The organism is Prosthecobacter dejongeii (assembly GCF_014203045.1).
In the GTDB taxonomy this organism is placed as follows: domain Bacteria; phylum Verrucomicrobiota; class Verrucomicrobiia; order Verrucomicrobiales; family Verrucomicrobiaceae; genus Prosthecobacter; species Prosthecobacter dejongeii.
Map to the genome: position 1 here is coordinate 88,490 of NZ_JACHIF010000012.1, position 16,635 is coordinate 105,124.

The 16,635-nt window shown below is 57.6% G+C and carries 10 protein-coding genes; 8 read left to right on the forward strand and 2 right to left on the reverse strand.

Going from position 1 to position 16,635, the window contains the following annotated elements; genetic code table 11:
• Window positions 1-4 precede the first annotated feature (4 nt).
• Window positions 5-2,590 (reverse strand): DEAD/DEAH box helicase, encoded by a 2,586-nt coding sequence (locus HNQ64_RS21895; protein ID WP_184212784.1) that lies wholly within the window; start codon window positions 2,588-2,590, stop codon window positions 5-7.
• Between the two features lie 59 nt (window positions 2,591-2,649).
• Here HNQ64_RS21895 and HNQ64_RS21900 point away from each other — a divergent pair, with 59 nt between their 5' ends.
• From HNQ64_RS21900 to HNQ64_RS21935, 8 genes are all read left to right on the forward strand, one after another.
• On the forward strand, window positions 2,650-3,477 hold the full coding sequence (locus HNQ64_RS21900; RefSeq protein WP_184212785.1) for an alpha/beta hydrolase: 828 nt from the start codon (window positions 2,650-2,652) through the stop codon (window positions 3,475-3,477).
• Between the two features lie 103 nt (window positions 3,478-3,580).
• Window positions 3,581-6,061, forward strand: coding sequence for a glycosyltransferase family 2 protein (locus HNQ64_RS21905; RefSeq protein WP_184212786.1), 2,481 nt, complete (start codon window positions 3,581-3,583; stop codon window positions 6,059-6,061).
• A 65-nt stretch (window positions 6,062-6,126) separates the two neighbouring features.
• A complete protein-coding gene (locus tag HNQ64_RS24210; RefSeq protein ID WP_184212787.1) occupies window positions 6,127-7,686 on the forward strand; it encodes an FAD-dependent oxidoreductase in 1,560 nt (519 codons plus the stop codon).
• A 167-nt stretch (window positions 7,687-7,853) separates the two neighbouring features.
• On the forward strand, window positions 7,854-9,062 hold the full coding sequence (locus HNQ64_RS21915; RefSeq protein WP_184212788.1) for a DUF3592 domain-containing protein: 1,209 nt from the start codon (window positions 7,854-7,856) through the stop codon (window positions 9,060-9,062).
• 85 nt (window positions 9,063-9,147) lie between these two features.
• The gene (locus HNQ64_RS21920; protein WP_184212789.1) at window positions 9,148-9,336 is read left to right on the forward strand and encodes a hypothetical protein; all 189 of its coding nucleotides are present in this window, start codon (window positions 9,148-9,150) and stop codon (window positions 9,334-9,336) included.
• Window positions 9,337-9,394: 58 nt separating this feature from the next.
• Window positions 9,395-10,594, forward strand: coding sequence for a glycosyltransferase family 4 protein (locus HNQ64_RS21925; protein WP_184212790.1), 1,200 nt, complete (start codon window positions 9,395-9,397; stop codon window positions 10,592-10,594).
• Window positions 10,595-10,630: 36 nt separating this feature from the next.
• Window positions 10,631-11,623, forward strand: a complete 993-nt coding sequence (locus HNQ64_RS21930) for a type II secretion system F family protein (RefSeq protein ID WP_184212791.1) — start codon at window positions 10,631-10,633, stop codon at window positions 11,621-11,623.
• Window positions 11,624-11,712: 89 nt separating this feature from the next.
• A complete protein-coding gene (locus HNQ64_RS21935; RefSeq protein WP_184212792.1) occupies window positions 11,713-12,987 on the forward strand; it encodes a PQQ-like beta-propeller repeat protein in 1,275 nt (424 codons plus the stop codon).
• Window positions 12,988-12,991: 4 nt separating this feature from the next.
• Here the strand turns inward: HNQ64_RS21935 and HNQ64_RS21940 are convergent, their stop codons facing one another.
• On the reverse strand, window positions 12,992-16,549 hold the full coding sequence (locus HNQ64_RS21940) for a serine/threonine-protein kinase (RefSeq protein WP_184212793.1): 3,558 nt from the start codon (window positions 16,547-16,549) through the stop codon (window positions 12,992-12,994).
• Window positions 16,550-16,635: the final 86 nt, after the last annotated feature.

Genomic DNA, 16,635 nt, shown 5'->3' on the forward strand with positions numbered 1-16,635 from the left:
AGGCTCAATGTGCCGGAGCCCCGCCTGATGGCAAGTAAGCATCGCCAGCCCCGCCGACCTTCTTTTCATACTCCCGCCACAGGCGCTCGATGGCTTCCTCAGGATCTTCCAGCATGAGACCTTCTTTGATTTTGCTGGCGAAAATGCCAAAGGAAAAAGGGCTCACCACAGGGACTTCGACCAGTCTCCATTCCAACTTAGGAGCAAGCTGGAGGAAATCCATGGCACGCGGTAGGTCCAAGAAGGTGTGGGTGGCCTCGCGGTAGGACTGGACCAGCATGGGGTGGTCGGGCTCATGCTCGGACAACACTCGAAAAAGGATTTCCGAACTCCACCTGAGTTGTTTGATCTTGCGATCCTGTCCTGGGCGGTTGCGTGGCACCATGAGCCCTGTTTGAGCCACCCCACGAAAGTTCCATTTCACCAGCTCGCTGTGTTGCAGAGAGGCCTTCATATCCGCCTCGGCATCGCCATTCTGAAAAATCACTTTCCACTCTTCCAGGCCCAGACTTTGAAAGGAGCGCAGGGTGAGCAAAAAGCCGTAATCATCAATGGTCACCATGGCATTGCCGCCCACGGCTTCTTTGACCCGATAGGCAATGATGCGGCTGAGGGCATCATTGGCACTGCGGCCGATGAGGGTGTGAAAAAAGAACTGCACGAGGTCGGCATCGCTGCCCTCACGGTCATCCACAAAACGCTCAATGAGAAGCGAGTGCTCCGTGGGGATTCGTGAAACACGAAGCTGATTCTGACAATGCAGTACGATCGCTAAAGCATTGCTGTTGGAGATCTCGAATCGCTCGATCAACCATTCGCAAACCTCTTCGTTGCTATCGGTCCCCACCCGCGCAGCCAGCTCCGTTCTTAACCGGGCCACCTCATGAGCCAGACCGGAGGTCAGTGGCATCTTGTTCGCATTCCAGGCGGGCACCGTAGGCAGGCGGCCCATCGCATCTTCCACCTTCGCTTCTCCCACACCGCTTTCCAGCAGACGCACCATGCGACCAGCCAGGACAAAGATGTCGCCGTTTTTCAGCCGCTTGAGGAAACTTTCCTCGATCTGGCCCAGGCGTCTTTTCCCGAGATACACCGTCACCATGCCCTCCGTGTGGATGACCCCGACATTGGCCAGATACTCGCGCTCCACCTTTTTGTTAGGCACCGTGAGGCAATCATCCAGCCAGATGATCTTACCAAAGTTCTCCCGATACTGTTTTTCCAGAGAGCGGCCACCGCCCTCCAGATAGTTTAAGACGCTATCCAGCTCTTCCTCCGTGAGGTCTCGATAGGGAAAGGCAGCGCGCAGAGTGCTCAGCGCCATCTCACGGGTATAGCCACCTTCCATGGCCATGCCCACCAGGTGCTGGGCCAGCACATCCAGCGGCTTTTCCAGCACTCGCACCGCATCCAGTTGCACCGCGCGGGTCATCTCCGCACAAACGATGCACTCCATGAGGTCGTTCACATTCGTGGCCACGAGGATGCCATGGCTAGCCATGTGAATGCTGTGACCGCTGCGGCCGATGCGCTGCAGGGCCCGGCTGATGCCCTTCGGGGTCGAGATCATCACCACGCAGTCCACACTGCCGATATCAATACCCATCTCCAAACTGGTGCTGCAAACGACCGCCCGAAGCTCGCCGTTTTTCAACCGATCTTCCACCTCCAGGCGCACGTCACGATCCAACGACGCATGGTGAGCCTCAATCTTGGGAGCCAGGTCTGGCAAGGCATTCTTCAGACGGATGGAGACACTCTCTGTCGCGCTGCGGGTATTGCAGAAAACGATGACGCTGCGGTTTCTCTCAACGATCTGGGCGATGTCTTGCATGACCCTTTGCGCCGTGTAGCCAGCGGGGGGATAGGGATTCCTTCGCACAGGGGACAGCACTTCCACACGACGCCGACGCTCCATGCGGGCCTCGATGATCTGGCAGTCACGCCTGGTGCCTACCAGCAACTCCGCCAGCAAGGGCAAGGGTGCCGCCGTGGCTGAAAGGCCGATGCGAATGAGCGGGCGTGCAAGACGCTGCTGGAGACGCTCCACACTTAACATGAGATGAGCTCCACGTTTATTTTCTGCCAGGGAATGCAGCTCATCCACGATGACAAAACGCACGCTTTGCAGGGCCTCTGCCCAGCCTGCCTGAGGTAAAAGGATGGCTAGGCTTTCTGGAGTCGTCAGTAGGATGTGTGGCGGCTTGCGCTTCAGCTTCGCACGCTCCGTCGTCGAAGTATCCCCGGTGCGCTGGCCGATGCGGATCTCTTCCACCAAGCCCATGCCCTCCAGCGGGGCCATAAGGTTTTTTTGAATGTCATAAGTCAGCGCCCGCAGCGGCGAGACATAGATGGCATGAATGCCGCTGCCCAGATCCCCAGCCTCATGGGCCCGTACCAGATGGTCCAGGATGCCCAAAAAGCCCGCCAATGTTTTGCCACTGCCCGTCGGCGACGAAAGCAAAACGGAGTTCCCAGCCAGGATGTGCGGCAGCGTCAACTCCTGGGCCTGGGTAAGCTGCCCGAAAGAACCCTCCACCCACTTTTGCACACGAGGATGCGACGCTGAGAGAACGGAAGCCGTCTCCATGAGCGTTGGCTGGTTTTTTGTTTTGTTTCTCTTCCCCGGCACCTGCTTATCATACGCCTGTGAACCTTGTTTCCCGACTACTTCGTTTGATCTTCCTGCTTTTACTGCTGCCTGTTTTGCTCCTGCTAGGCTGCCAGTCGAAGCTGATCTACTACCCTCGGGGTTATGACGAAGGTTATCGACAGACGCTAGCCAGCCACAGCGGCATCCCCCTACCGTATGAGACAAGCCAGGGACGGCAGGTGGCGCATTACATCCCCGCGCGCAATGGAGACCCCTCCCCCAAAAACATCTGGGTGTGTTTCGGTGGCAATGGCACCTTGGCCCTTGACTGGCTATTTTACATGGAGGCCTGGGATCCGAGCTTCGCCTACCTGCTGGCGGACTACCCAGGCTATGGCGACTGCAAAGGTATGCCCAGCCCTCAACGCATCCGCGAAAGCTCGAAGGCTGCCATAGAAACTCTCACCACTCACCTGAAGCTGACCCCGGAAGAAATGCAGCCCCGTCTGCGGGTTCTAGGTCACTCCATCGGCTGTGCAGCGGGATTGATGGCTGCGGATGACTTCCACATCCAAAAGATCTTCCTCATTTCCCCTTTCACCACCCTGACCGAGATGGGCAAGCGCGTCATCGGCTGGCCCCTCTGTTACGTGAATATGCATCGCTTTGACAATCGAAAGCACCTCGCCCACGTGGTGAACCGGGGGGCCAAAGTCGTTATCTTTCACGGCACGGCAGATCCTGTGATCCCCGTGGAAATGAGCCGTGACCTCGCCAGTGCGCACCCAGGCAAAGTTATTCTTCAGGAAAAGGAAGGCTGGGATCACAATGAAATCCTCCAGGGACTGGTGCGCGAGATCGGTGTGACCATGAAGGGCCTGTAACGTCCCTTGCCTTTAACTTGCAGATTACCAGACACAAAATACCCGCCACCCCATGAGGCGAATGGCTTTCCCCGGTCATACGTCCATGCTTGATTCACATTCCATGTCCGCCACCCCTCCTACACCTCCTTTCCCTCGTCTCAAGACGGCTGGGAAATGGCTGCGTGCCGGGGCTGAGAAATGGCAGATGCGTGGGGTGAGTTACGGCCCGTTTAAGCCGAATTCTCTCGGGGAACCCTTCCCTGAGGACTCGGCCCTCGTTGCCGACCTCAGGCACATCGGAGCACTTGGCTTCAACACCGTTCGTTTGTATGAACTGCCGACGCCGCAAGTGATCCATGCCGCGACAAAACTAGGCCTGCGATTATGGGTCGGCATTCCTTGGACAGATCATGTGGATTTCCTCCGCAGCCGAGCCCAGCAAGAGCAGATCCGGCAGACCGTCATGCAGGCCGTCCTTCGGTTGAAGGACGAACCTTGCGTGGCCGGTTTTTTGGTCGGCAACGAGATCGAAAAAACACTCGTGCGGTGGATGGGCCCCACACGCGTACGGGATTTTCTAGATGGCCTCATGGAGAGCGCCAGAGCGGTGGCTCCGCATCAGCTCTTCAGTTACGCCACTTACCCCAGCACGGAGTACCTCATCCCGAATCAGGCCGATTTTTTGGCCGTGAATCTCTACCTGGAACAGCCCGAAACTCTCGCGGCCTATCTTCAACGCCTGCAAAATCTGGCGGGAGATAAACCTCTGGTCATCAGCGAATTTGGGCTGGATGTAGCTGCCCATGGGGAGGCGGCTCAAGCCCAGACTTGGGCCTGGTTTCAGGCCGCCTGTCAGCAGGCCGCCGTGGCGGGAACAGTCTGGTTCTCCTATACGGACGAATGGTTTCGTGGGGGTGAGGCCATCACACAATGGCGCTTTGGTTTGGTGGATTCTGTTAGGCAGGAAAGAGCCATCTGCGGCAGCTTGAAGGAGACAGCCACAGCCCACCGTCCTCACACCCAGCCACGCATCTCCGTCATCGTATGCACTTACAATGGCACGGCTACGCTGAGGAGCTGCCTGGAGTCTCTCAGCCGACTGCGTTACTCAAACTTTGAAGCACTCTTGATTGATGATGGCTCCACCCAAGACATCGCCACCCTCGCCAAAGATTTCCCTCACATCCGCTACGTGCGGCAAGAGCACGCGGGCCTCAGCGTGGCGCGCAATCTAGGGGCCGCTCTGGCCACGGGAGAGATCCTGGCCTACACGGATGATGACTGTATTGTGGATGAAGACTGGCTGTCAAACTTAGTGTTAGGCTTTGACGATCCACAGTGGGTGGCAGCGGGAGGGCCAAACATCCCCCCTTCACCGCGAAACCGCACTGAAGCTGTTGTCGCAGCCGCACCCGGAGCCCCCGCCCATGTGCTGCTCACAGATGTCGAGGCCGAGCATCTTCCAGGCTGCAACCTCGCCATTCGCAAAACCGCCCTGGAATCCATCGGCGGTTTTCGCCCTCAATACCGGGTGGCCGGAGATGACGTGGATGTGTGCTGGCGGCTGCGTGAGGCTGGGGGCAAATTGCACTTTATCTCCGGCGCCATGGTGTGGCATCACCGCCGCTACACCGTGGGTGCTTACCTCCGCCAGCAGCGTGGTTATGGCCGGGCGGAGGCTCTTTTGATGAAGGACCACCCGCAGCGATTTGGGCCACTGGGCGGCGCACGTTGGTTTGGCGGTATTTATGGAGATAGGGCTGCGAGTTTGCATTTGGAAGAGGGCAGCATCTTTCATGGCCCTATGGGAGAAGGCCTTTTTCAAGGCATCTATCGGCAAGGGCCACGTGGTTGGTTAGACTGGATGAGTGGGGTGACCTGGGTGGTGTTATTGCTGGTAGCGCTTGCGCACCGCTCCCCACTTTCAGCCGCTTTGATCCTGAGTTTCTCCTTGCTGCTCGCCGCCTGTCGCTTGCGAAACCAAACCCGCGCACCTTTTTCACTCAGCCTGCTGGAGTCATGCCTTTTGTTAGGTCTATGCTGGCTTCAACCCGTGATTCGGGAATGGGAGCGCGGGCTAGGCATGCTGCGGTTGGGAGCCAGACCTGGGAGGAAGAAAAATGAGACAGCAGCCCAAGGGCTGAAGCGTCCCCGCAAAATCTCCTTCAGCCTGGGGGAGCTAGCCTTCTGGAGTGAATCAGGGGTGGACCGGGCCCGGCTGCTGGATCGTCTTCAAGCGAACCTCACCCGACAGAAGATTTCACTCCGGCCCGATGATGGCTGGAGGCTGTTCGATCTCGAAGCGGCATCACAGTTCGATGTTTCGCCCGCCTTTCTGACCGTCACGGAGTACCATGGAAAGCAGCGCCTGCTGACCCGCGTACGTCTAATGCTGCGGGTAAGTCTGCGGTCGCTGGTGATTCAGGCGCTGATTCTCGCGGTGGTTTCCCTTCCCACACCTCTGCGGGTGATGGCTTTCGATTTCTACACCATCTCGTTCATTGCCGTGGTGACGATTGCCTTTGCTGCCTATCAAAAGCTGAAGCGAGACGTTTTGAAAGCCGCCCAGGAAGCCGGGCTGACCCTGGCCCCTCAAGCCTGAATTTGTCCATGAGCGGAGAATTGTTCTCGGCAGGCAGGCGGGCCTACGTTTAACTTGTTAACACCATGAAACGCCTTGCCTCACTCACCGAGCTTTCTTCGCGGCCAGAGCCTTTTGATATTGTCATTGTGGGCGGAGGTGCCTCGGGACTCGGCGCTGCGGTGGATGCCGCAGTGCGCGGCCACAGTGTGTTGTTGGTGGAGCAGTCTGACTTTGCCAAAGGCACCTCAAGCCGTAGCACGAAGCTGGTGCACGGCGGGGTGCGCTACCTCAAACAAGGCAACGTATCTCTGGTGCTGGAGGCCCTGCGCGAGCGTGGTCTCATGTGCCGCAATGCCCCGCACCTGGTCCATAGCCTGCCGTTTGTCATTCCCAACTACCATTGGTGGGAAGGGCCCTTTTACGGCATCGGCATGAAAGTCTATGATGGGCTAGCAGGCAGGCTGGGACTGGAACCTTCCCGCTATCTGAATCGTGAAGACGTCATCGAGTTGCTGCCTAACATTGAACAGCAAGACCTCACGGGCGGCATCATTTATCATGACGGTCAGTTCGATGACTCGCGACTGGCGATCAATCTCGCCCAGACCGCCGCAGAAAAAGGGGCCGTGGTGCTGAACTACGTGCGATGTGCAGGCCTGATCAAAGAAGGCCCTCACGTGGCAGGCGTGAAACTGCAAGATGCGGAGACAGGTGAGGAAGCCGCAGTCAGAGCCAAGGTGGTGATCAATGCCACGGGCGTCTTTGCCGATGAAGTGCGCCGCATGGATGACCCGCAAGCTAAGACGATGCTGAGCCCCAGCCAAGGCATCCACTTTGTGCTGCCACGCGAGTTTCTGCCGGGCGATACCGCCATCATGATCCCCAAGACGGATGATGGACGAGTACTCTTCGCCGTGCCTTGGCATGGCCGGGTGGTGGTGGGCACCACCGATACGCCCGTGGAAAATGCCTCACTGGAACCGCGCGCGCTAGAGGCAGAAATCGAATTCATCTTTACCCAGATCACCCGCTACCTCACCCGGGATCCCACAAGAGCGGATGTGCTGAGCGTGTATGCGGGTCTGCGCCCGCTGATCAAGTCTGACGCCAGCTCCACCGCAGCCCTGTCACGGGATCACCTCATCTCCATCTCAGACTCTGGGCTCATCACCCTGGCCGGCGGTAAGTGGACGACGTATCGCAAGATGGCAGAGGATGTCATTGATCATGCGGAGATGATCGGTGCCCTGGATCACCGCTACTGTGCCACCCATGAATTAAAGATCCATGGAGCCGAGGTCACCGAGGCCGAAGCCAGCCACCTCCATTACTACGGCAGTGATGCGCCCGGCATCCGCGCCTTGATTCAAAATGACCCTACCCTGGGGGAAGTCCTTCATCCAAAACTGGAGTTCCTCAAAGCCGAGATCATCTGGCATGTGCGGCATGAGATGGCACGCACGGTGGAAGATGTGCTGTCACGCCGCACCCGTGCCCTGCTGCTGGATGCACGCTCCAGCCTGGAGGCAGCCCCCATCGTCGCCCGTTTGATGGCACAGGAATTGGACCGCGATACAAGCTGGGAACAGGCTCAGGTCAGTAGCTATGAGACGCTCGCGAAAGGCTACCTGCTGCCCGCGTGATGCCATCCACGATGATCGCGCCTAACTAAAAGTACGAACCAGCCAGAGAAGGATCACTCAAGTCCTCATTTAAAACCTGAATACTTACCGTGAAACCTGCCTGGCCTTGGTATTTTGAAGAATCCCCAAAAGCAAAATTCAGTTCCGGCTGCGCGGGTCTGTTTTGCATGCCGTTTTTGATCGGGGGCTTGTTCGTGTTATGGATGATGTGCGTGCAGCCAGGCCTGCATTGGCTGAATGCTCGCGACTGGCAAGAGACCGAAGCGGTGATCTTAGAATCAAAGTTGGATGAATCCAGAGACAGCGATGGCAGCACCTATGAAGTGGCGGTGAAGTTTCGTTACCACTTCGGCGACCGCAGTTATGAATCCTCCCGCTATTCATTCAGGATAGGTAAAACCAACATTGCCGTCGAAACCCTGCAGGCAGCGGTAGCGAGCCTTCCCAAAGGCCAAGTGACCACCTGCTGGGTAGATCCAGCCCACCCGGAGGAAGCTGTGCTGGATCGTTCTATGCCTGCATCGGCCCTCTTTGGGCTCTGTTTTTCCGTCCCTTTCATCACGATAGGTTTAGTGGGCCTGGGCATTTTCTTTCATCGCCCTTTGTTCGGTAGAATCCGGCAGTCTCGCCTGGCCCTCATTCGCGAGCTTTGCCGTGAAGGCAGCCTCCCGGCAGAGACACTAGAACGACTCGAAAACCCCGCCCTCCGCAGCGGCGCCCCCATGGTCTGGATCGCCTCAGACCAGCGGCTGCCGAGTGTGGTGGGCTTTCTACTGCTGAACCTCTTTTGGAACGGTATCGTCTCCGTCTTCATTCTCGGGGTCATTGAGAAATGGCGCTCGGGTTCTGAACCGTGGTTTTTGACCCTCTTTCTCGTCCCCTTCGTTGCCATCGGGGCAGGCATTTTTTGGGCTTTCGTCCAGGCTTGGCGTCAACTGGCAGCCCCCGCCTGGGCCATCGCTCTGAAGCCGATACCGGGTGCCAAAGGCGGTGAAATTCATCTCTGGTGCGCCTGGGAAAAAGCCAATCGACTGCCCAGTCTGCCACGCTGCACAGGGCGCATCCTCGCGCTCGCCGCACCCTGGGATGCGGAAAATTCCGCGCCTAGCCAGGAGGCGCTATTGAACCGCCGACACAAACACCGGAAGAATAAGACCGAGCGTGAGCTTCACGTGGCCGATTTCGGCCCCTTGCTCACGGGTGCCATGATCACTGTCCGTTTACCGCCTATCCCAGCTTGCCCAGCCCCTGAGACCAAGCTGGGACTGCGCCTGCACTGGTGCCGCTGGTGGGCGCTAGAGGTGAGCTACCCCGACGGAACGATCGAAAGAGTGAACCTGACCCAGCCTGAGAAAGACCGGGCCACAGAACGGTGAAACTCACGCCGTTCCTGGAAGCGGTGTCTTGATGCTAGCGCCGCTTTTGTCTAGCGCGGGATTTAGAATGGGTTTAGAGGGGCTCATGACAGAATCCGAATTTAAAGCCCGCGTCGCACGTGTTTGCCAGGTGCTTGGCTGTGGCAAAGACCTAGCCACGGATTATGTGGAAGCGATGGGCGACTCGCCCGTGATCGAACATGGCAAAGTCATCGTCCGGGATCCTCAGGGGCACATCATCGCCCGTGTTTCTGCCTCCATCCTGGAGGACTAAACATTCTCCTCTGGAGTAAAGCTTGCGAAACGGCCAGACACGGCAAGGCTGATGGCCGATGTCTCGATTGCGCATCCTGATCCTTGTCGAAAATCTGCCCGTGCCGCTGGATCGGCGCGTTTGGCAGGAAGCCTGCGCCCTGAGAGATGCGGGTCATGAGGTCACCGTCATCTGCCCCCAGATGCGTGGCTACACCGCACCCGAAGAGGTATTGGAAGGCATTCAGATCTATCGCCACTGGATCAGTGCTGAAGCACGCGGCATCCGGGGTTTCATCCTGGAATACACCACCGCTCTGTGGGGCGAACTGGGCTGCGCGCTAAAAGCCTGGCGGCGCAGCGGATTCGATGTGATTCACCTGTGCAACCCTCCGGATCTGCTGTTCCTCATCGCACTGCCTTTCAAACTATTGGGCGGGGTCAAAGTCATCTACGATGTGCATGATCTGTGGCCAGAAATGTTTGAGGCTAAGTTTGGCAAACGTGGCCTGCTCTACTGGGCCGTACGCGTCGCGGAGCGCTGCACCCTGGCCCTGGCTGATGCGGTGATGGCGACGAACCAAAGCGTGCTCTCCACCGTGAAAAAACGCGGGCGCAAAAAAGATGATGAGGTCTTCATCGTACGCACCGCACCGAACAAGCTGCCCACCGATCTACCCGCAGACCCAAAGCTGAAGAACGGGCGGCGTTTTCTCGTCGGTTACATCGGCGTCATGGGTAATGCAGATGGCGTGCATTACCTCATCGAGGCCGCTCATCACATCGTCCATGAGCGTGGGCGGCAGGATGTGCAGTTCGTCCTCATGGGCAGCGGCCCCGAATATGCGGAGCTGGTGAAACAGCGCGATGAACTGGGCCTGCAAGAGCAGGTAGCGATGCCGGGCCGGGTCTCGAACGAGTTCCTCTTCACCGCCTTAAAAACCATGGATCTCGGCGTGGCCTGCGACCCCATCAACGACTACAACGACCACTGCACGATGAACAAAACGCTGGAATACATGGCCTTTGCCAAAGCCCAGGTCATGTTCGGCACACGTGAAGGGCGCTACTCCGCTGGAGATGCCGCGCTCTATGTGATGGAAAACTCCGCGAAGCGTCTAGGAGATGCCGTTTTGGAACTGCTGGATGATGAACCCCGCCGAATGGAGATGGGACGGATCGGCCAGGAGCGGCTGACCACGGAGCTGAGCTGGGAACGCAGTGTGGTGCAGCTCCTCCAGACCTATGAAAGGGCCATGACGGACACTGCCAGCGTTTAAGCTCGCTTCTGCGTTCGCTTCGTGGATGATGCGCCGATGAAATCTGCGGAAAAGACCGCTCTCTACCGCGAACTGGCCAAGCTGACTCAGGCGGACTTTCACCTCGACCGATCCCTAACCCTGCTGCTGTCACAAAAGAGCAGTCCTGGCAGACGAGCCTATCTGGAGGGCATGCAACGAGGCTTGGCGGAAGGGAAAAGTTTGGCCGAATCCATCCAAGAGCATAACCAAAAGCTCGTCACTGGCCTGGAGGTAGCCTTGATCGAGGCGGGTGAGCGCAGTGGCAAACTGAACGCAGCCTTCAATCACCTCGCACGTTATTTTGCCTCTGCAGACGGGGCTGCACGGCAGATGCGTGGGGCCATGATCTACCCCATGGTGCTGCTGCATCTGGCCATCGTGCTGCCAGAAATTCCCACCGCCTTTGTCGCCACTGAGGGGCCAGGATTTTTCAGCCGGGTATTGCTCTGGTTTTTACTTTTGTGGGTGGTCTTGGCAGCCTCTTATTTTCTCTGGCACTGGCTCACGCAAAAGGGGCTAGAGTCGGCAAAGGTGGATCGGGCGCTGAAACGCCTGCCGTGGATCGGCCCGGCGCGGCAGCACTGGGCTCTGGCGCGCTTTTGTCAGGTCTTTCATGCTGGCCTGCTGGCCGCCCTCCCCATGTCCGCCATCTGCCGTCTAGCGGGCGAGGCCTCGCAATCCGGCAGCCTCAAAAAAGCCGCCTTCGCGGCGGCGGGTCGCATCGAAACGAAAGGCGAATCACTGGCCACTTCCTTAGCGCAGGAAGAAGGTTTTGATCCCCTATTCTTAAACATGCTCGCCACGGCGGAGGAAGTGGGCCAACTGGATGAAGAAATGGCCCGTTGCGCCAGCGCGGAAACACTCAGCGCGGCCGAGGCGATGGAGCGCGCCACCCTGTGGTTGCCAAAAATCGGCTACGCCATCGTGGTCCTCTTTGTGGTCAGCCGCATCATTACGATGTTGCAGGGTTACTACGGGGGCATGTTGCGGCAACTGGACAGCTTGTGAATTTCACAGGTCTTTGCTTGCCGTGAGGGCTGGCTTTCGCAAGACTCACGCGTGCTTACCCGTTAGACAGGGTCCTGCATCTTCATTCTATGAATCGCTCCACCCTTACCCTCGTCAGTGGTTCGCTCCTCACGGCAGCCAGCCTTTCCGCCCAGACCCCAGGAGAATGGGGCCAGTTCCGGGGTCCTAACAGCAATGGCACCGCCCCTGCGGCCAAAGTCAGCAACTGGAAGGCAGCCAACATCAAGACCCTGTGGAAGACGGAGACCCCCACGGGCTTCAGCTCCTTTGCCGTCGCAGGGGCCAAGGCCTTCACCATCATCACCGGTGAAACCGATGGCAATACCGGCGAAGTCTTGGTGGCTCTGGACGTGCGTAGCGGCAAAGAAGCTTGGAGAAAACCCCTGACCGTGATCGGCAAATACGATGGCGGTGGGAATGACGGCGCTAAAGACAACAAAGGCGGGGATGGCCCCCGCTCCACCCCCGTGGTGAATGGCGACAAAGTGTACGCCATTGATGCCAACCTGGGCGTGTTCTGCTTTGAAGCTGCCACGGGCAAACCCGTGTGGAATCACGATGTGATGAAGGACAACGCCGGCGTGCAGATCAAATGGCAGAATGCCGCCTCTCCCGTCATTGATGGCGATATTCTGCTCATGTGCGGTGGCGGTGAAGGCCAGGCCCTGCTGGGTCTAAACAAGAACACTGGAAAAGTCGTCTGGAAGGGTGAGAACGACAAAATGACCCATGCGACGCCCGTCATTGCCGACATCCACGGCGTGCACCAGGCCATCTTTTTCACCCAGGTGGGCCTCGTGGGTGTGAATCCTGCGGATGGCAAAGTACTGTGGCGTGGGGACTTCCCTTTTAAAGTCTCCACAGCGGCGAGCCCGGTGGTGTATGAAGACATCGTCTATTGCTCTGCCGGTTACGGTGTCGGCGCAGGTGCTTTCAAGATCAGCAAGAGCGGCAGCGACCTGAGCGCGGAGCAAATCTGGCGGCGCGAAAATGAATGCTTCAATCACTGGAGCACGCCCGTGGTGAAAGATGGCTACCTCTACGGCATGTTCAGCTTCAAAGAATACGGCAACGGCCCTCTGGCCTGTGTGGACATCAAGACAGGTAAGGATGTCTGGAAGGAAGCCGGATTCGGCCCTGGCCAGGTCATTCTCTCTGGCGATAAAGTCATCGCCCTCAGCGACAAAGGCGAAATCGTCGTCGTAGAAGCCAATCCCGAAAAATACGTGGAGCTCAAGCGCGAAGACGTTCTGGCTGGTAAGGTGTGGAGCTACCCTGTCCTGGCTTATGACCGCCTCTTTGCCCGCAGCACGGAAGAGGGTGTGTGCTTGGAGATTCAGTAAATCTTTACTCCAGACTTGGAGACGGAATAACCCGCGTCGTATTCGGCGCGGGTTTTTTTTGGTCGGCCGCTGGGGCCTGAAATCCTCTCGCCTCCTGATTCAGCCCTAAAACTTCATATCGTCGCAGAAGCAGAGCCTCCAGCGGCTGACGCAATTCGGGCTTCAACGCCGTGGCCATCATGTCCCAGGTTGCTTGATTTTTTACGCCACTCCAGAGAGTGAAGAACTGCATGAGAGCCACCTCGGAAAACTCTCGTTTGCAGAAAGCCGCCACCACTTCTTTCGCGCTGGCTCGCACTTGAGGATGTTCCACGGCCCAGTCCGTTCCCTTGGCAAAAAGACTGGTGAGGACCAGTTCCATGCTTTCATAGGCCAGATCTCGCGCAGGCCGTGTGCGCAAGATGTAATCCTTCGCAAAACGCTGCCCGCGCTCACTCTGCAAAATTTCGTTCAGCGTCTTCGCGAGTACGTTCCCCGCCAGAGCATGGACGATGGGCCCGATCCACTTATCCCGTGAGACGAGAGGCCGGGCTTTGCCAAAAAGCGCCGTCAGCCACTCCGTTGCCTGCGCTTGAGTCCAACTCTGTGCCAAGCTGCGCGCGACGAATTCCGAATGCAGTTTTTGCTGGGTGTGGTCAGCCACCCCGTCGTGGTTCTCCAAAGCTTTGACCGCCTCCTGCCACATCTTTTGCCGTGCTGATGGCGTTTCCTCAGCCATGCCAGCAACCAGCCATACCTCAATCTTGTGCCTAAGCAAAAGTCCAGAGTCTTCTTGGAGCGATTCTAACAGCTTGGCCTGAGGTTGTTCTAGAGGCGGGCGCATCCGTAGCTTCTGCCGCACTAACTCGAGAATAGGAATGGCCCGCGTGGGCTGCTGACTAGCCTCCAAAGCTTGAGCCCAGGCGACCACCGTCGCACGCAGCACCGCATCAGTCTCTGCCCCTCCCAGGGCCGCCCATTGATCGAGACAGACCATGGTGGAATTGATTTCCGCCTCTGGCAGGCCCGCCGTGGGCTGCACCTGAGTGACCGCCTGGGTCAGTGACTGCCGGGCCTGGTGGTCATGCCCGGCAAAGTGAAAGGCCATGGCTGTGCGCACGGCTGTGTTGCGATCATCCGCACCCAAAAAATGCTGCACCCGCACAGCACGGTCCAGGTCTGGGATGTCCTCAGGCCGCACTTTGAGGCAATTCAGGCTTCGCGTGATGGGCAGATAGTGCTGATTTAGCAGCAACCGATCTCCCGTGGCCATACCCGTGCGCACGATCTCCGGCGGGCGGTTAGCCATCATGAGATCAAACCAAGCATTCGCATGCTCCATATCCCCCAAGGTCAGATGCCCCCGCCACAATTGGAACATGGCTAGGCTTTTCCACGGTTCCGCTGGATTGCGCGCCACCTGTTCCCAGGTGGTGAGAGCATCTTTCCTTTTTTGCAGCGCCTCCAGACAAGCTGCATATTTATAAAGGCACTCCGCTTTCACATCCGCCCGGTTGAGGTATTTCTCATAGATCGCCAGGGCTTCCGTGGGCTTACCCACACTAAAAAAGTCATCCGCCTTGGCCAAAGGTGTGGCAGGCGCTTTCACATCCCGTTCACGTAATTCAAAGCGTGCGAGGCTGGACTCGACAGGCAGCAGCAGGCTAAAACGGGCCTTCGACAAAGTGCGAGTCAGCTCAAAAATACGTGTGTAATTCAGTGGGTTGCTGCCATTGAGGCTGAAAGAAAGATCCCCATTTTCATACCGACAGCGAAGCGTCAGGTGGGGGCTGCGGCGGACTTCCAGGGGAACCAGAGCGTAGGCTAAGGGCACGTCTTCAGACATGATGGTCATGACCTGGACCTTTTCAGGATTTTCAAAATCAGGTTGATACTGCCGAAAGCGCTCCGCCTGGAAAACGCGAAACTGCACATCCTCAAGCTGGGGGATGATGAGGGTAAGCCCAAAGGCCTTCGCCTCCTGCCAAGTCTCATGCAGCTCCATTTCTAATTCCACAGCCCCTTCCACATCCAAGGGACTGAAGAGGGTGCTCCACGTTTGACCTGCGACAGCAGGCACCGCATGCAATTCCCCGAGCTTGGCCACCCAGCCCTTGGTCTGGAAAATAACCTGTGCAGACTCTGGCGTGATGGGCCCGTGCAGGCTGGCCACCGTCTGCCAGGCTGCCTCCCGCGCCCGCCAACGGTTCAATAACAGAGAGCTATCTGGATGTTTTTTCGAGATGAGAGCCCGGATCAAAACCTGGATCCTTTTGGAGTCAGCTTCACTCAGTCTTGGGGCTTCCAGCAGATCCTCGACCGTATGATACGTGCGTTTGAGCACATCTTCCCGGAGGTAACGCTCCAGCACGGTATCCACTCGATGCATTTGATCCAGCAAACCATCCGTCAGCGCTAGCCGATCCGGTGTCCATTCTTCCGCTGTCAGTTGACGATTGATCTGCGAGAGTAGGTTTGACTTCTTTTTGCTCCACTGCATGCGGCTGGTGGTCCACACGGAAATACTCAGAGCCAAAAGCGCTACCGCAGCGGCACCGAGAGCCCAGGGATAACGGCGGAAGTAGAGGTAACAGACTTCCAGGAGATCTGGATTCTTGGCCCGAATCGGGCGGCCATCCAGAAAACGCTCCAGATCTTCCGCCATGGAGGTGCCATTCGCATAGCGGCCTTCTGGGGTCTTCTGCATAGCCCGCCAGCAGATGGCATCCAGTTCCTTGCGCGGAGACTTCACCACGGTGGACAAACGGGGCGGTAGGTCATCCTCATGGAGGCGGGTGATGATCTGGGAGGCCAATCCCGTGCGCGGCAGGCGGCCAGAAAGCAGCTCAAACAGCATCACTCCGCAGGCATGAACATCCGTCGCTGGGGCTGGTTCTCCCAGGGTGGGGTCCACCTGTTCAGGTGCAAGGTAAGCCACTGTGCCAGCTAGCTCCCCATCATGCGTCAGGCGGATGTCCTGCTGCCAAGCCTGATTTTGCGCTAAGCCAAAGTCCAGCAGGATAGGCTCGTCACCTAGCACCATAATGTTACCCGGTTTCAAATCCCGGTGCGTGATGCCGGAAGCATGCGCCACCCCGACTGAGCGAGTGATCTTGGCCATCATCTGGGCGATTTCCGTGGGCTTTCGCGATCTTTCCTTCGCCCAAACATGAAGCGGCACCCCGTCTAAAAAATCCATGACCAGCCAAGCCAGATCCCCCTCACACCCAAAGTCATGGACTGGGACAATGTTCGGGTGGCGCAACTGAGCCATCACGGTGGCCTCGTTTTGAAAACGCGCCATCGCTCGGGGATCGCAACACAATTTGGGAGCGAGAAACTTGATGGCGGCCCAGCGCTGCAGCTCGCGATGCCAGGCTTTGTACACCACGCCCATTCCTCCTGTACCTACGAAAGCCCAACGTTCGTATTGAGGAAGAATTTTTTCCAGAACCTCCTTTGAAATCCATCCACCCTCAGGTAACCGACCCGAGCCAGCTTCATTGGGAGTTAAATCTTTTTCAACGATGGCCTGAAAAGAGGGTATCCCATCTTCGTTGGGAGGTAACGGCTCTGGGTTCATTCTGTTAAGAGGGACGTAGGTATTCCGTAATCCTTAGCAGAAAAACTGTATCATTCTTGCATCAATCCGGTATTCCCCTTTGATTA